The organism is Microbacterium sp. XT11 (genome assembly GCF_001513675.1).
In the GTDB taxonomy this organism is placed as follows: Bacteria; Actinomycetota; Actinomycetes; order Actinomycetales; family Microbacteriaceae; genus Microbacterium.
In genome coordinates this window covers 1,939,950-1,955,222 of the sequence record NZ_CP013859.1, presented here as the reverse complement: position 1 = coordinate 1,955,222, position 15,273 = coordinate 1,939,950, and the positions used below count along the sequence as shown (strand labels likewise).

Genomic DNA, 15,273 nt, shown 5'->3' with positions numbered 1-15,273 from the left:
TCTTCCAGTCTCGGTGGGCGGTCATGCGGTATGTGGGGGCCGTCAAGTACGCCATCACCCCTTCCGGAACCCAGACCCGAGATGGCGTCAACGATGCCGGACCGAATCCGTTGTCCCCGGCAACGAATTACCGGTCAGTCCACTGCCCCCCCCGACGCCGTCTCTTCGACGACGAGGACAACCTTGCCGTGCACCCCGCCGGCCTCAAGCCTGGCGTGAGCGTCACCTATGCGGTCGAGAGGATAGACCTCATCGACGATCGGCTGCAGGTGCCCGTCTTCCGCCAACCGAGCCACCTCACCGATGAGTGCAGCGGTCGGGTGCCCGAGGAAGAAGCGTATGCGGCGGCCACCGAAGATGCTCGACGCGGCGATACCGGCCAGGCTCCGCGCCTTGCGATCGACGTCGAATGACACTGCGACCATCCGTCCGCGGGGCGCGAGGTGTTTCCGCAGTTCCCACAGATCAGTTCCACGCGTATCGAACACCACGTCGAAGGTCCCGATGGCGTCGAGGGAGGTGCGATAGTCGATCACCTCATCTGCGCCGAGTCCTCGGACGAACTGTTCACTCGACTGGCTGGACAGCGCGGTGACGTGTGCACCGTACATACGGCCAAGCTGCACGGCGACACTGCCCACACCGCCGGAGGCGCCGCGCACCAGCAGTCGTTCCCCGGCCCGCAGCCGGGCCTTGTCCCGGAGCCCGACGACTGCGGTCGCAGCCCCGGCCAGCACGCTGACCGCGTCCGCTGCGCTCCACCCCTCGGGCATCCGGGAAACCCGGCCCGTATCGATCGCCACCGCCTCTGCGGCCGCGCCCACCGAGCCGCGCTCGTCGACGGTTCCCCACACCCGGTCCCCGATCGAGAACTCGGTGACGCCGGGCCCCAGCGCGAGGATCTCACCTGCAAAGTCGATGCCAACGTACCTCGGCAGGCTTACCCGGGCGAGTGCACGCAATTTGCCCCGCCGCTGGGCAATCTCGCCGCCGTTGACGGAACTGGCTTCAACCTTGACGAGAACCTGCCCTGCGCCCGCCGCCGGCATCGCGACCCGCATGACCTCCAGGACCTCGGGTCCGCCGTAGCGGCGGAAGCCCGCTGCTGCCATCGTCATCGTGATCTCACACTCCCTGAGTCGTTCGTACCTTCCGGAGCAAAGGTACTGCGGAAGTGGGCAGGCCTATCCGTTTTCCGGTAAAGTGGGAGTGTACTCCTGTTCGGTCTCTCGCATCGGAGGTGAGGTCGTGGCCGAGTCGATGAATCGAGCGGATGCGCGTCGAAACCGCGTTCGCATCGTCGACGCAGCTCGCGCGGCGTTCTCCGACCATGGGCTGGAGGTGTCGGCCGCCGCGGTCGCACGCCACGCCGGTGTGGGCACGGCCACGTTGTACCGGCATTTTCCCACCCGCTCCGACCTGATCGACGCCGTGTTCGGCCACGAGATCGAGCACTGCCTGGCCATCCTCGCGGACGCCGCCAGAACCTCGGACCCGTGGCGAGGGCTCGGTAAGGCGCTCGATGCAGTCGTCGAACTTGAGTTGGCTGCGCCAGGCCTTGCGAGCCTCATCACGACGAGCAACCGGTCCGCGCCGCTCCTCGAGGGATTCGACCGTCACGTGCGGCAGGATCTCGAGCGCCTTGCCGCCCGGGTGCGCGACACCCGCGAGCCCCGCCCCGATCTGACCAGCGGGGACATCGGCTTGCTTCTCACCGGTGTTCGCGCCATCGCGGTTGGCGGTGGTCCTCACATCCGGGCCCGCTGCCGCAGGTACATCACGCTCATCACCGAAGGCCTGCGCCGTCACCCATAGCCCATGCGCGAAGGCGCGACAGCCCGCTGTCGGCCGCTCCCGGATCACCTGGGTGGCTGACCGGAGACAGATCTGGTGATTCTCCCTGATCGTCTAGAGCACACCATGAAGGCGGTCGTTCGAAAGCCCTCGTCAGCGGGATCACGCCCAGAGGTTCAGTTCGAGAAACGAAATTCAACGACGTCACCGTCCTGCATGACGTAGTCCTTGCCCTCGAGACGCGCCTTGCCCTTCGCCCGTGCCTCGACCACGGAGCCGGCTTCCACCAGGTCGTCGAAGGAGATGATCTCGGCCTTGATGAATCCCTTCTCGAAGTCGGTGTGGATCACGCCGGCGGCCTGCGGAGCCTTCCATCCCTTGCCGATCGTCCAGGCGCGAGCCTCCTTGGGACCGGCGGTGAGGTAGGTCTGCAGCCCCAGAGTGTCGAAGCCGATGCGGGCGAGCTGGTCGAGGCCGGACTCCTCCTGGCCCGTCGACGCCAGCAGCTCGGCGGCATCCTCCGGGTCGAGGTCCTTGAGCTCCGACTCGATCTTCGCGTCGAGGAAGATGGCCTGCGCCGGCGCGACGAGTGCGGCGAGCTCGGCCTTGCGCGCGGCATCCGTGAGCACACCCTCGTCGACGTTGAACACATAGATGACCGGCTTCGCCGTGAGCAGCCCCAGCTCGCGGATCGGTGCGAGGTCGATGCCCGACACCGAGAGCAGCACGCCCCTCTCCAGCGCATCCTTGGCTGCGAGGGCAGTCTCGAGGACGACGGGGTCCGTCTTCTTGCCGCGCACCTCCTTCTCGTAGCGCGTGATCGCCTTCTCGACGGTCTGGAGGTCGGCCAGCATGAGCTCGGCGTTGATCGTCTCCATGTCGGATGCCGGGTTCACGGCTCCGTCGACGTGCACGACGTCGTCGTCGGCGAAGCCGCGCACGACCTGAGCGATCGCGTCGGCCTCGCGGATATTCGCCAGGAACTGGTTGCCGAGCCCCTCTCCCTCACTCGCACCGCGCACGATGCCGGCGATGTCGACGAACGAGACCGCGGCAGGCAGGATCCGCTCGCTGCCGAAGATCTCCGCGAGCTTGTCCAGACGCGGGTCGGGCAGGTTCACCACTCCGACGTTCGGCTCGATCGTCGCGAAGGGGTAGTTCGCCGCGAGCACGTCGTTCTTGGTGAGTGCGTTGAAGAGGGTGGACTTGCCGACGTTGGGCAGGCCGACGATGCCGATAGTGAGAGCCACGGGGTACGAGTCTACCGGGCGAGTCCGACAGCGCCGCGCGTCCGCCGGCCCTGCTGCGCACCCGCCAGCCGCATCAGCGACGGATGGCGCGGAACGCCTTCGTCACATAGGGCAGGTCGACGGTGTTGTCGCCGCGCACGCCGATCTCGTCGAAAAGCTCGTCCATCTCGCGGCGGATGCGGGCCTTCTCGTCCTCGGATGCCGTGATGACGTAGCTGCGCGACGACGCCATGCTGTGCAGCTGCTCGCGGGTGATCCTCCGCGACCACTCCCAGGACTCCTCTTCCAGAGCCCCGAAGGGCTCGGCGACCGTCGGACCGCCCTCGGCGAGCATCACCTCGGCGTTGCTGCCGTGCATGATCCCGGTGAGGCGGCGCACCCAGTCGGTGCGGTCATCGCGGATGTTCCAGATCAGCCCGAGGACGCCGTCCGACCGCAGTGCTCGCCCGACCTCGACGGATGCCGCCACAGGGTCCACCCAGTGCCAGGCCTGGCCGAGCACGACCGCGTCGACGCTCGCGTCGGGCAGCGGCAGCGCCTCGGCGGTGCCGACGAAGGTCGGTACTCCCGGCACGGCGCCGCGAAGGGCCGAGAGCATGTCGGGGTCGGGATCGATCGCGACGACCTCGGCATCGGGAGCCTTCACGAGCACGCGGGTGAGCTTGCCCGTGCCCGCGCCGACGTCGGCGATCCGGCGGGAACCCGCTGGCATGGATTCCAGCATCCAGGCCACCGCCTCGAAGGGATAGTCCGGCCGTCCGGCCTCGTACGCGCCGGCCTGCGCGCCGAACGACGTCGCCATCTCGTCAGTCATATCGCCAGCCTACGGCGAGCCTCGGCGGCGCGCGGCGTCGGTCGGGAGAGGGTGGACACGTGGCACTGGACTTCACCGCAATCGACTTCGAGACGGCGAACTCCAGCCCGGCATCGGCGTGCGCTGTCGGCCTCGTCCGCGTCCGTGACGGAAAGGTCGTCGCGACCGCAGGCTGGCTGATCCAGCCCCCGCCAGGCCACGACGAGTTCCAGGAGTGGAACATCCGCATCCACGGCATCCGCCCCGCCGACGTGCGCACGGCAATGACGTGGGCCGAGCAGTTCCCGCGGCTGTGCGCCTTCGCCGGAGCCGACGTGCTCGTCGCACACAACGCCGGATTCGATCTCAACGTGCTGCGCCGCGCCGCGGAGGCGACCGGAGTCGTGTGCCCGCCTTACCGCTCGCTGTGCAGCCTCCAGGTGGCGCGCAAGACCTACGAGCTCGAGTCGTACAAGCTGCCGAGGGCCGCCGCTGCCGCCGGTTTCGCCGAGTTCCCCCACCATGACGCTCTCGCCGACGCGCGTGCCTGTGCGCACATCGTGGTCGACGCCGCACGGCGGGCCGGCGCGGCGGACGTGCACGCGCTGGCCGCTGCGCTCGGCCTGAGGATCACCGACCCGGTGCCCGCCGCCACCCCCGCACCGGAGCGCGCGGTCGCCTGACCACACGAGGCGGAGCGCCCTGCAAGGCGGAGCGCTCTGCGAGGCGGAGCGCCCTGCGCAGTGGAACGCCGTGCGCCGCGCCGCTCTTCGTCCCGCCGCTCTTCGCCTCGCCGCTCACCCGCGCTGCGACGCCGATGTCGGTGGCCCCAGGCACGATGGCACCATGGAAGCTCTGACGATCATCCTCGTTCTCCTCGCCCTCGGCGCGGGAGCCGCCGCAGGCTGGTTCTTCCACGCGATGCGCAGCGCCGCCGCGCTCGCGCGCGCCCAGGCCGAGCTCGCAGCCGCACGCGAAGACAGAGATCGTCAGTACGACCTCTACCGCGACGCCGTCGAACATGCTCGCGAAGAGCAACGAGCCGAGGCGCAGCGCGTGCAGCAGCAGAACGCCGTGCTGCAGGCGCTCGCCCCCGTGCGCGAGAGCCTGCAGCGCATGCAGAACACCGTGTCGGCGCTGGAGCAGGAACGCCAGGTGCAGTTCGGGACGCTGGCCGAGCAGCTGCGCCGCGCCCAGGAGTCCGACGAGGCTCTGCGGGCGACGACGGAGTCACTCGCCGGCGCCCTCCGCTCGACCGCGACCAGAGGCGTGTGGGGCGAGACTCAGCTGCGGCGGGTCGTCGAGGCTGCCGGGCTCACCCGGCACGTCGACTTCGACCTGCAGTCGAGCATCACGTCCGATCGCGGCCAGGGACGGCCCGACATGGTGATCCGCCTGGCCGGCGGGACCTCGATCGCCGTCGACGCCAAGGTGCCCCTCGACGCCTACCTCGAGGCGTCGGCGCTCCCGCTCGGAGACGCGCATGAGGCGCAACGCCGAGCGTATATGCAGCGGCACGTCAAGGCCGTGCGGGCCCATGTCGACGCACTCGCGAAGAAGGCGTACTGGTCAGGGCTCGATGCCAGCCCCGAGTTCGTGATCTGCTTCCTCCCCAGCGAGTCGCTCCTCGCGGCGGCGATCGACGAGGATCCCACCCTGCTCGACTATGCGTTCGGCCGGCGGGTCGCGCTCGCGTCGCCTGTGAATCTCTGGGCCGTGCTCAAGACGGTCGCCTACACCTGGACGCAGCACGAGGTCTCCGCCGAGGCACGAACGCTTCTCGCGCTGGGCACGCAGCTGCACGACCGCCTCGGCGTGCTCGCCGGCCATGCCGACGATCTGCGCCGGGCACTCGAGCGCACCGTGGACAGTTACAACCGCTTCGCCGGTTCGCTCGAGAGCAGGGTCCTGGTCACTGCGCGGCAGTTCCCCGGCATCGATTCCTCTGGGCTCGACACTCCCCCGGCCGTCATCACGCGCGCCACCCGCCGCTTCACCGCACCTGAGCTGATCGACGATGCGCCACTCGACGCCGCTGTGCGCGCAGAAGTCGGCGAGGTGCGCGACAGAATCAGTGACGGCTGAATCCCGCCGTGCTCCGGCGTCGGCGTCTTCCCGCGTCAGGCGATGCCGGGCACGCCGCTGAGCAGCAGGATCACCAGACCGCTCGTGACGACGAACGCACCGATCATCCACCAGGCACTGAGTTCATGCCCCTCGTCGCGACGCACCCGGAAGAGCACGTCGGCGCGCCGAGCCGGGTCGATGACCGGCTGAGGCGCAGCGGTCGCGGTCTTCGCAGCGATCGACGAGGTGACCTCGTCGGCACTGACGCGGAGGATCCGTCCCGTGTTGGTCGTGACGATCTTCGTGGCGGCGGCCTTCGAGCCGCCCCTCTGCTGCGTTGTCATCTGTTCGCCCTCCTGCGCCTGCGGTGCCTGCGGCTCCGTCGACGGCGACAAACCCAGTGACAATTGTGACACGCTCACGCGCGGATCCCCGGCACAGCCGGCGCCCATCGATACCGGGTCGATAACGATGACGGACGTGGCCTGCGCCGTCGAGCGGCCGGGATCAGCGGCGCAGGAGCCCGCTCAGAGCCACTTCGAGACGAGGTGCTCCGAGGCGATGCGCCGAAGGGTCCCCGATGCGCCGCGCAGCACGACGCTCTCCGTGTAGATGTATCCGGCCTCGCGTCGCACACCGGCGACGAGCTGGCCGTCGGTCACGCCGGTCGCGACGAAGATCGTGTTGTCGCCCTTCACGAGGTCGTCGGCCTCGTACACCTTGTCCATGTCGAGACCTGCGTCGATGCCACGCTGACGCTCCTCGTCGTCACGCGGCCACAGCCGCCCCTGGATGTGGCCGCCGAGCGCCTTGATGGCGCAGGCCGTGACGATGCCCTCCGGGCTGCCGCCGATGCCGACGCACATGTCCGTACGGGCGCCGTGCCGAGCCGCGTTGATGCCGCCCGCGACATCGCCGTCGCTCATGAGGCGGGTACCGGCGCCGGCATCCCGGATCTCCTGGATCAGCTTCTCGTGGCGTGGCCGGTTGAGCACCGACACCACGATCTCGTCGACGGGCTTGCCGAGCGCACCCGCGAGCCTCCGGATGTTCTCGCCGATCGGCAGGCGGATGTCGACGACGCCGACGCCTGCGGGTCCCGTGACGAGCTTGTCCATGTAGAAGACGCTCGAGGCGTCGAGCATCGTGCCGCGGTCCGACACGGCGATGACCGACAGCGCGTTCTGACGCCCCGCCGCGGTGAGCGAGGTGCCGTCGATGGGGTCGACGGCGATGTCGCACAGGGGCCCCGTCCCGGTTCCGACGACCTCTCCGTTGAACAGCATGGGCGCGTTGTCCTTCTCGCCCTCGCCGATCACGACGCGGCCCTGGAAAGCCACGGTGCCGAGGAAGGCGCGCATGGCGTCGACCGCCGCGCCGTCCGCGGCCTCCTTGGCGCCTCGGCCGATGAACGGAACCGCGCGGATCGCCGCAGCCTCGGTCGCGCGCACCAGCTCCATAGCGAGGTTGCGGTCGGGACGGAGGGGGCTCAGATCGGCTGTCAGACTCACCATGCCGTCAGAGTATCCAGAATGCGCCCCTTCGACGCGGGCTTTCGACCAGAATTCGATGAAGGATTCGCGATTCTTAACACCACGGTACAGACCGTCCGTCCGGATCGTCACGCCGACGGCATCCGGAGGTCAGCCCCGATAGAGTGACTGCTGTCCCGGCTTCACCTATCGCAGGAGTTCTCATGCCCGTCGCAACCCCGGACCAGTACGCCGACATGCTCGACCGCGCGAAGGCCGGCGGCTTCGCGTATCCCGCATTCAACGTCTCGAGCTCGCAGACGATCAACGCCGTGCTGCAGGGCCTCACCGAGGCAGGCTCCGACGGCATCATCCAGGTCACCACCGGCGGTGCCGACTACTTCGCAGGCCACACGGTCAAGGCCCGCGCCACCGGAGCGCTCGCCTTCGCCCGGTACGCCACCGAGGTCGCCAAGAGCTACCCGGTCACCGTTGCGCTCCACACCGACCACTGCCCCAAGGATGCCCTCGCCGGTTTCGTCGAGCCGCTCATCGCCGCTTCCGAAGAAGAGGTCAAGGCCGGCCGCAACCCGATCTTCCAGTCGCACATGTGGGACGGCTCTGCGGTGCCGCTCGCGGAGAACATCGAGATCGCCAAGGATCTCCTCCCGCGCATGAAGAACATCAACGCCATCCTCGAGGTCGAGATCGGTGTCGTCGGCGGCGAGGAGGACGGCGTGCGCCACGAAGGATCCAACGAGGCGCTCTACACGACCTTCGCCGACGTCGACCAGGCCGTCCAGGCGCTGGGACTCGGCGAGCAGGGCCGCTACATCGCCGCCCTCACCTTCGGCAACGTGCACGGCGTGTACAAGCCGGGTGGCGTCAAGCTGCGTCCTGAGCTGCTCGGCGAGATCCAGGCCGAGGTCGCGGCCAAGTACGGCACCGGCCCGAAGCCGCTCGACCTCGTCTTCCACGGCGGCTCCGGCTCGACCGACGAGGAGATCGCCCTCGCCGTGGCCAACGGCGTGGTGAAGATGAACATCGACACCGACACGCAGTACGCCTACACGCGCGCGATCGCCGACTACATGTTCAAGAACTACGACGGTGTGCTGAAGGTCGACGGCGAGGTGGGCAACAAGAAGCAGTACGACCCGCGCGCCTGGGGCAAGATCGCCGAGTCGGCGATGGCCGCTCGCGTGGTCGAGTCCACCCGCCAGCTGGGCTCGTACGGCCAGTCGAAGAGCTGAGCCCGGTATCGGCTCGCTGAGCCCGGTACTGGCTGAGCCCCACTACTGGCTCGCTGAGCCCGTCGAAGCGATGCCCCGGTCGGATCTCCTGACCGGGGCATCGTCGCGTCTCAGCCCGTCGCCATCCGGTCGACGAAGGCCACGAACGCGGGGTCGCCCATCATCGGCACCGCGACGCAGAACGAGACCAGGAGCATCGTGACCGCGGCGCCGACCAGCGGCACCCACCAGGCGATCCTGCGCCGCCGCAGACGCCGGACCGACACCGCCGCGGTGACGCACCAGCCGAGCGCGAGCACGATCGCCGCCACGGTCCCCCAGATGCGTCCCTGCGTGTAGTTCGTGAACTCCCCCTCGATTCCGAGCAGCTTCATGTTCTGGTCCATCACGGACGGAAGGTCGAGGTACGCGATCCCCGTGAGGACGACGCTCACGAGTCCGTAGGCGAGCAGGCCGATCGTCACGAGGCGGTCAGCACGATTCGGCCCCGCCTTCCCTCCCGGTGCGTGCGGCACCCCAGCAGCAGCAGCGGGTGCGGGCGGCGCGGCAGCAGCCGCCGGATCGGGCAGCGGCGGCAGGCCGGCCGCCAGACGCTGCTCCTCGGGTGTCGCGAGTTCGCCGTACTGCGGTCGTTGATCGGTCACCCGGTCATGCTAACGCGGGCACCTTCGCGCGGGCTTCGCGGGGCGCTTCCGCCGGAGCACCCCGAACATGATGGCGGCCCCGGAGAATTGGGGACTCCTCGGGGCCGCGGACGCCGCGTGCTGGGGACACTCGTCGTCCAGAAGGCTTGCAGAGCGCTGGGGACGCTCTGCGAACCGGCAGCGCCGCTTGCACTGACGCTGTAGTCCTGAGCATACGGAAAGCGCATGCCGTTCGCCAGGGTCCGAAGACGAATCGTGAGGCAGCGCCCGGCCGTTCGGCTGCCGGGCGCTGCCTGAGCGGACGGCATCCGCTCATTCGATCCGGGCGATCACACTCCCCTGCGCGACCTCCGTCTCCTCGGGGACCAGGATCGTGAGCGTGCCCGCGTGCTCCGCATGCAACTCCATGTCGACCTTGTCCATCGCGACCTCGGCGATGAGGTCGTCCGCTTCGACCGACTCCCCCGACGACGCGAACCACGTCACGATGACGCCTTTCGCATCGGCATCCGACGACATCTCCGGGAACAGCACGTCGCTCATCGGGCCATCGCCTCCCGCACGGCCGCCTCGATCCGGGCCGGAGTGGGCAGCACGGCATACTCGAGCTCGCGCGCGTACGGGATGGGGACGTCCGGCACGGCGACACGCGAGACATGGGTGAGGGATGCCGGGTCGCGCTCCACGACAGAGGCGATGACCTCACCGCTCACACCGAACGACTGATAGTCCTCATCGACGACGATGAGCCGCCCGGTCTTCTGCACGGACGCCGCAACGGTCTCGCGGTCCAGCGGGACGACCGAGCGCAGGTCGACGACCTCCACGTCGATCCCCTCGCCCGCGAGCCTCTCGGCGACGTCGAGGCTGTGATGCACAGAGAGCGACAGGGTCACGATCGTGACATCGCTGCCCTCCCGGACCACCTTCGCCTTGCCGATCGGCACCTCGTACGGCTCGGCGGGCACCGCCCCGATCGACCGCGGATTCTTCTTCATCCAGCCGAGCCCCATCACGCCCTTGTGGAAGAGGTAGACGACGGGGTCGTCCGACCGGATCGCGGCGGTCATGAGTCCCTTCGCATCGTAGGGGTTCGAGGGCACCACGACCTTCATGCCCGGCAGATGGGCGAACGTCCCCCACAGGCTCTGCGAGTGCTGAGCGCCGTCGGAGTAGCCGCCGCCGGTCGCACTCATGAGCACCATCGGGACGCGCACGTTCCCGCCGGACTCATAGTGGATCTTGGCCATGTGGTTGTAGATCTGGTCCATGCAGACGCCGAAGAAGTCGACGAACATGAGCTCGACGACCGGGCGCATGCCCTCGACCGCGGCGCCGATGCCGAGCCCGATGAAGGCGGTCTCGGAGATCGGCGTGTCCAGCACGCGCTGCGGACCGAACTCGTCGAGCAGTCCCGTGGTGGCGGAGAAGATGCCTCCGTACGCGCCCACGTCCTCCCCCATCACGAACACGCTCTCGTCCGCCTGCATCTGCTGTGCGATGGCCTCGGAGATCGCCTTCGCGGTGGACAGCTTGCGGCGGCCCGGCTCGGGCTCGACCGGGAGGGCCGCGGTGGATTCCAGGATGGTGGTCATGCGAGTGCTCCTTCGGTGAAGACGTAGGCGAGCGCGTCTGCGGGGTCGGGGGTAGGCGAGGCCTTGGCGTACGCGATGGCCTCCTCCACGCGGCGCGAGGCCTCGGTCTCGATCGCCACGATGTCGAAGTCGGTGAGCACACCGTCGGCGAACAGCGTCTGCTTGTAGGTCGGGAGCGGGTCGCGACCGGGGACGCCCTCGAGGTCCGCGCGGTAGCCCTGCGCGTCCCCTTCGAAGTGCCCCCACAGCCGCAGCGTGTGCACCTCGATCAGGCTCGGTCCCTCGCCGGCACGCGCACGGGCGACGGCGTCCCGCGCCGCCTCCCACACTCCCTCCACCGAGTTGTCCTCGACGCGGACGCCGGGCATGCCGTAGGCGCCCGCCCGATCCGCGTTCGAGGCGATCGCGGTGGAGGCGGAGCGGGGAACCGAGATCCCCCAGTCGTTGTCCTCCACGACGAAGACGACCGGCAGCTTCCAGAGCGCGGCGAGGTTCAGGGACTCGTGGAACGCGCCCTGGTTCGCGGCGCCCTCGCCGGTCACCGCGACCGCGACGCGCCCGTCGCCCCGGCGCAGGAATGCGAACGCCTGACCGAGCGCCGGCGGAAGCCCCTCCGCGATGATCCCCGAGCACGAGAAGTGCGTCACCGGGTCGAACAGGTGCATGTGACCGCCGCGGCCTCGTCCGAGGCCGGTCTCGCGTCCGAAGATCTCCGCGGTCATCGCCTTCAGGTCGATGCCGTGCGCGATCGCGATGTGGTGCGGCCGGTGCGTCGCGGTCACCGCGTCGTCGCTCGTGAGGTGTGCCGCGCCCCCGGCCGCGACGGGTTCCTGCCCCGCGGACAAGTGCATCTCGCCGGGCACGAGCCCTGCGCCGATGTCGAATCCTGGTGACTTGTCCGCATGGTACTCGCGGAGGATCGCCTCCTCGTACGTGCGGATCAGGGTCATCGTCGCGAACAGGTCGCTGCGTTCCCGATCAGTGAGCGTGGGTCGATCGACCATGATCTCCTCCTCGTGGCAGGCCTCGCCGCTGAGGCCATCTGCTCACCACGGTAGGCACCGGCGAGGTGCCGCGCAGGCGCAGGATTTCACATGGTGGAGGGAGTTCAGATGGTGAACTCGCGGTCGCCGGACAGAGCGGATGCCGCGGGCCTCAGATCGGGAACTGGCCGAACCTCTCGGCCCCCAGCTGCAGGGAGAGCCGCCCTGCGACGTCGCGCAGCTGCCGCACGACGCCGGGCACGTCGACGTCGCCGCGCTCGGTCGGCACCGACACCGCGAGCGAGGCGGTGACGCCGGGGGCGCTCACCGGGACCGCGATGCACGTGTGCCCGATCGCGTACTCCTCGCGGTCCAGCATCCAGTCGCCGCCACGTTCCAGCTGGGTCAGCAGCGCGCGGCGGTCGCTGATCGTGTGCGGGGTCAGCTCGCCGAGCGGATGCCGGGACAGGTAGTCGAGCCGGTCCTCGAGCGGCAGCTCGGCGAGGATCTGCTTGCCGAGCGCGGTCGCGTGCGCGCTGTCGTGCACGCCCACCCACAGCTCGACCCGCGGACTGCGCCGCGCGTCGACGATGTCGACGAGGTGGACCTCGCCGTCGGAGTAGCGGGACAGGTACGCGGTGACGCCCGTGCGATCGGATGCCGTGTTGAGCGCCTCCCGCACGCGGGCGAGGAACACGCCCCTGCTGTCGCTCCCTGCCGCGAACCCGGGAAAGCGGGAGCCCAGCACGACACCGTCGGGTTCGTTCTGCAGATATCCCTCGTGAACGAGCGTGCGGACCAGGTTGTACGTGGTCCCCGGCGTCAGGCCGGCGGCGGTCGCAAGCGCCTTCACGGGCACGGGTCGGGCCGAGTTCGCGACGATGTCGACGAGCGAAAGCGCGCGCTGAACGGACCCGATCAGGGTCTGTTCCCGCTTCGGAGCCGTCATCGCCACCTCTTGGCTCAGGATCATAGTCGAGAGCGGTCGCCGAGGGCCCGGATCGTCCGCGGCGAGCGCCTCAGCGGGAGGTGCGACCGCCGAGCGCTCTCCCGTCGCGCTGCCCAGACGCGTCCTGGCGGAGCTCCTTCGGCAGCGAGAACATGAGGTCCTCCTCCGCCGTGCGGACCTCCTCGACGTCGTGGTATCCGGCGCCGTCGAGCGCCTCGAGCACCTCGCGCACGAGCACCTCGGGCACTGACGCGCCGCTCGTCACGCCGACCGTCGCCACGCCGTCGAGCCACTCCTGCTTGAGCTCTTCGGCGTAGTCCACGCGATAGGCGGCCTTCGCTCCGTGCTCGAGCGCGACCTCGACCAGGCGCACGCTGTTGGAGGAGTTCGCGGAGCCCACCACGATCACGAGGTCTGCCTCCGCGGCGACCTTCTTGATCGCGACCTGACGGTTCTGCGTCGCGTAGCAGATGTCGTCCGACGGCGGGTTGTGCAGCTCGGGGAACCGGGCGCGCAGCCGGTTCACGGTCTCCATGGTCTCGTCGACCGAGAGCGTGGTCTGCGAGAGCCACACGACCTTCGACGGGTCCTTGACCTGCACGGTGTCGGCCTCGTCGGGCGAGTTCACGATCGTGACGTGCGCGGGCGCCTCGCCGGCAGTCCCCTCGACCTCTTCGTGCCCGTCGTGGCCGATGAGGAGGATCTCGTAGTCGTCACGCGCGAATCGAACGGCCTCACGGTGCACCTTCGTCACGAGCGGGCAGGTCGCGTCGATCGCGTGCAGACCCCGATCGGATGCCGCGTTCACCACAGCAGGCGAGACGCCGTGCGCGCTGAACACGACGTGCGCGCCCTCGGGGACCTCGTCGACCTCGTCGACGAAGATCGCTCCCTTCGCCTCGAGCTCGGTGACCACGTGGATGTTGTGCACGATCTGCTTGCGCACGTACACGGGCGCGCCGTAGCGCTCCAGCGCCTTCTCCACGGCGACCACGGCGCGGTCGACGCCGGCGCAGTACCCGCGCGGAGCCGCGAGCAGCACGCGCTTGTGTCCCTCGACGGGGTTATCCTGAAGCCGCCCGGCCGCCGCACGCTGACGTGGGAGGCGCGGAGTCGGCAGATGAACAGAAGTCGAAGTCACCCTGGAATTCTACCGCCGCGAACCTGGGCAGGACCGGGAAGGGTGCAGCGAGAGATGACAGTGTTCGAGGCAGTGACGGAACCGGGCGAGACGCCGCCCGCCGACTCGGTCGCCCCCCGTGATTCCACGGCGAACGCGCCGACCTCGGTCGCCCGACTCAACGCGACGATCCGCGACTTCGTGGCACGCTGGAACACCGTGTGGGTCGAGGGCGAGATCACCTCGTGGAACGTCCGCGCCGGCAACGTCTTCGCACGCCTCAAGGACACGCGCTCCGACGCGCACATCTCGATCCGCATCTGGTCGAGCGTCCGCGCGCGCATCCCCGCCGACCTCGGCGTCGGGGATCACGTCGTGGCCGCCGTCAAGGCCGACTACTTCGTCAAGAGCGGCGACTTCAGCTTCGCAGTGTCGGCGATGAAGCACGTCGGTCTGGGCGACCAGCTGGAGCGCCTCGAGCGGCTGCGCGTGCAGCTGCGTCAAGAGGGCCTGTTCGACCCCGCGCGCAAGAAGCGCCTGCCGTTCCTGCCGCACCTGATCGGGCTGATCACGGGTGAGAGGTCGGATGCCGAGAAAGACGTGCACCGCAACGCCGAGCTGCGCTGGCCGCACGTGCGTTTCCGCACCGAGTATGCGGCGGTGCAGGGCGACCGGTGCGTACCGGACACTCTTGCGGCTCTCGCGCGGCTCGACGCCGACCCCGAGGTCGACGTCATCATCATCGCGCGCGGCGGCGGCGACCCGCAGGCGCTTCTCGGCTTCAGCGACGAGCGCCTCGTTCGTGCGGTCGCGGCGGCGAGGACGCCGATCGTGAGCGCGATCGGTCACGAGAACGACCACCCCCTGCTCGACGACGTGGCGGACCTGCGCGCCTCCACGCCGACGGATGCCGCCAAGCGCGTGGTGCCCGACGTGAGCGAGCAGCGCGCCGTCATCGCGCAGCTGCGCTCACGCTCCACGATGCGCCTCACCCAGCGCATCACCCACGACATCGCCCAGCTGGAGCAGCTGCGGTCGCGTCCCGCCCTGCGCTCCCCCGACCCGATCATCGACTCGCGCGCTCAGGAGCTGTGGCTGCTCCAGTCCCGGGGGCGCGACACGATCACCAGGCGCCTCGACGCGGCGGGCCGGGAGACGGGCGAACTGCGGGCCTCCCTGCGCGCCCTGTCGCCCGCTGCAACGCTCGCGCGCGGTTACGCCATCGCCCATCTGCAGGGCGGCGTCATCCTCCGCGACGCGGCGGACGCCCCGGCGGGCACCGCTCTGACCATCACGGTCGACCGCGGGTCGGTCGCCGCACGCTCCGACGGCGAGATCGCCGAGGGCCGCTGA

16 protein-coding genes are annotated in these 15,273 nt (G+C 69.3%); 5 read left to right on the top strand and 11 right to left on the bottom strand.

The window, feature by feature from the left end; genetic code table 11:
• Positions 1-134 precede the first annotated feature (134 nt).
• The gene (locus tag AB663_RS09030; RefSeq protein WP_067198126.1) at positions 135-1,118 is read right to left on the bottom strand and encodes an NAD(P)-dependent alcohol dehydrogenase; all 984 of its coding nucleotides are present in this window, start codon (positions 1,116-1,118) and stop codon (positions 135-137) included.
• A gap of 130 nt (positions 1,119-1,248) precedes the next feature.
• Here AB663_RS09030 and AB663_RS09025 point away from each other — a divergent pair, with 130 nt between their 5' ends.
• Entirely contained in the window at positions 1,249-1,815 is a 567-nt protein-coding gene (locus tag AB663_RS09025; protein ID WP_067198123.1) for a TetR/AcrR family transcriptional regulator, read from the top strand.
• A gap of 155 nt (positions 1,816-1,970) precedes the next feature.
• On the opposite strand, the gene ychF is transcribed toward AB663_RS09025, so the two are convergent.
• Both ychF and AB663_RS09015 read right to left on the bottom strand, forming a co-directional pair.
• Complete coding sequence (gene ychF, locus AB663_RS09020) at positions 1,971-3,044, bottom strand: redox-regulated ATPase YchF (protein WP_067198120.1); 1,074 nt, start codon at positions 3,042-3,044, stop codon at positions 1,971-1,973.
• A gap of 73 nt (positions 3,045-3,117) precedes the next feature.
• The gene (locus AB663_RS09015; protein WP_067198117.1) at positions 3,118-3,858 is read right to left on the bottom strand and encodes a class I SAM-dependent methyltransferase; all 741 of its coding nucleotides are present in this window, start codon (positions 3,856-3,858) and stop codon (positions 3,118-3,120) included.
• Between the two features lie 59 nt (positions 3,859-3,917).
• Here AB663_RS09015 and AB663_RS09010 point away from each other — a divergent pair, with 59 nt between their 5' ends.
• Both AB663_RS09010 and AB663_RS09005 read left to right on the top strand, forming a co-directional pair.
• The gene (locus tag AB663_RS09010; RefSeq protein ID WP_067198115.1) at positions 3,918-4,520 is read left to right on the top strand and encodes a 3'-5' exonuclease; all 603 of its coding nucleotides are present in this window, start codon (positions 3,918-3,920) and stop codon (positions 4,518-4,520) included.
• Positions 4,521-4,683: 163 nt separating this feature from the next.
• A complete protein-coding gene (locus tag AB663_RS09005; RefSeq protein WP_067198112.1) occupies positions 4,684-5,922 on the top strand; it encodes a DNA recombination protein RmuC in 1,239 nt (412 codons plus the stop codon).
• Between the two features lie 35 nt (positions 5,923-5,957).
• Here the strand turns inward: AB663_RS09005 and AB663_RS09000 are convergent, their stop codons facing one another.
• Together AB663_RS09000 and glpX are read right to left on the bottom strand one after the other, a co-directional pair.
• Positions 5,958-6,248 (bottom strand): hypothetical protein, encoded by a 291-nt coding sequence (locus AB663_RS09000; protein WP_067198110.1) that lies wholly within the window; start codon positions 6,246-6,248, stop codon positions 5,958-5,960.
• 183 nt (positions 6,249-6,431) lie between these two features.
• The gene (gene glpX, locus AB663_RS08995) at positions 6,432-7,418 is read right to left on the bottom strand and encodes a class II fructose-bisphosphatase (protein WP_067198108.1); all 987 of its coding nucleotides are present in this window, start codon (positions 7,416-7,418) and stop codon (positions 6,432-6,434) included.
• Between the two features lie 182 nt (positions 7,419-7,600).
• Here glpX and fbaA point away from each other — a divergent pair, with 182 nt between their 5' ends.
• Entirely contained in the window at positions 7,601-8,629 is a 1,029-nt protein-coding gene (gene fbaA, locus AB663_RS08990; RefSeq protein WP_067198105.1) for a class II fructose-bisphosphate aldolase, read from the top strand.
• A 110-nt stretch (positions 8,630-8,739) separates the two neighbouring features.
• Here fbaA and AB663_RS08985 read toward each other — a convergent pair whose 3' ends face one another.
• The 6 genes from AB663_RS08985 to AB663_RS08960 form a co-directional block, all read right to left on the bottom strand.
• Positions 8,740-9,273, bottom strand: coding sequence for a DUF6264 family protein (locus AB663_RS08985; RefSeq protein ID WP_067198103.1), 534 nt, complete (start codon positions 9,271-9,273; stop codon positions 8,740-8,742).
• A 312-nt stretch (positions 9,274-9,585) separates the two neighbouring features.
• On the bottom strand, positions 9,586-9,816 hold the full coding sequence (locus AB663_RS08980; protein ID WP_067198101.1) for a lipoyl domain-containing protein: 231 nt from the start codon (positions 9,814-9,816) through the stop codon (positions 9,586-9,588).
• Complete coding sequence (locus tag AB663_RS08975; protein WP_067198099.1) at positions 9,813-10,868, bottom strand: alpha-ketoacid dehydrogenase subunit beta; 1,056 nt, start codon at positions 10,866-10,868, stop codon at positions 9,813-9,815. The genes AB663_RS08980 and AB663_RS08975 overlap by 4 nt, the downstream gene beginning before the upstream one ends.
• Positions 10,865-11,872: a thiamine pyrophosphate-dependent dehydrogenase E1 component subunit alpha gene (locus AB663_RS08970; protein ID WP_067198096.1), complete on the bottom strand. Its 1,008-nt coding sequence runs from the start codon at positions 11,870-11,872 to the stop codon at positions 10,865-10,867. Before AB663_RS08970 ends, AB663_RS08975 begins: the two co-directional genes overlap by 4 nt.
• Before the next feature lie 151 nt (positions 11,873-12,023).
• Complete coding sequence (locus tag AB663_RS08965) at positions 12,024-12,800, bottom strand: IclR family transcriptional regulator (protein ID WP_067202500.1); 777 nt, start codon at positions 12,798-12,800, stop codon at positions 12,024-12,026.
• A gap of 70 nt (positions 12,801-12,870) precedes the next feature.
• The gene (locus tag AB663_RS08960) at positions 12,871-13,941 is read right to left on the bottom strand and encodes a 4-hydroxy-3-methylbut-2-enyl diphosphate reductase (RefSeq protein WP_442922602.1); all 1,071 of its coding nucleotides are present in this window, start codon (positions 13,939-13,941) and stop codon (positions 12,871-12,873) included.
• Between the two features lie 54 nt (positions 13,942-13,995).
• On the opposite strand from AB663_RS08960, the gene xseA reads away from it, so the two are divergent.
• Positions 13,996-15,273 carry an exodeoxyribonuclease VII large subunit gene (xseA, locus tag AB663_RS08955; protein WP_067198091.1) on the top strand — a complete coding sequence of 426 codons (1,278 nt, stop codon included), beginning with the start codon at positions 13,996-13,998 and terminating at the stop codon, positions 15,271-15,273.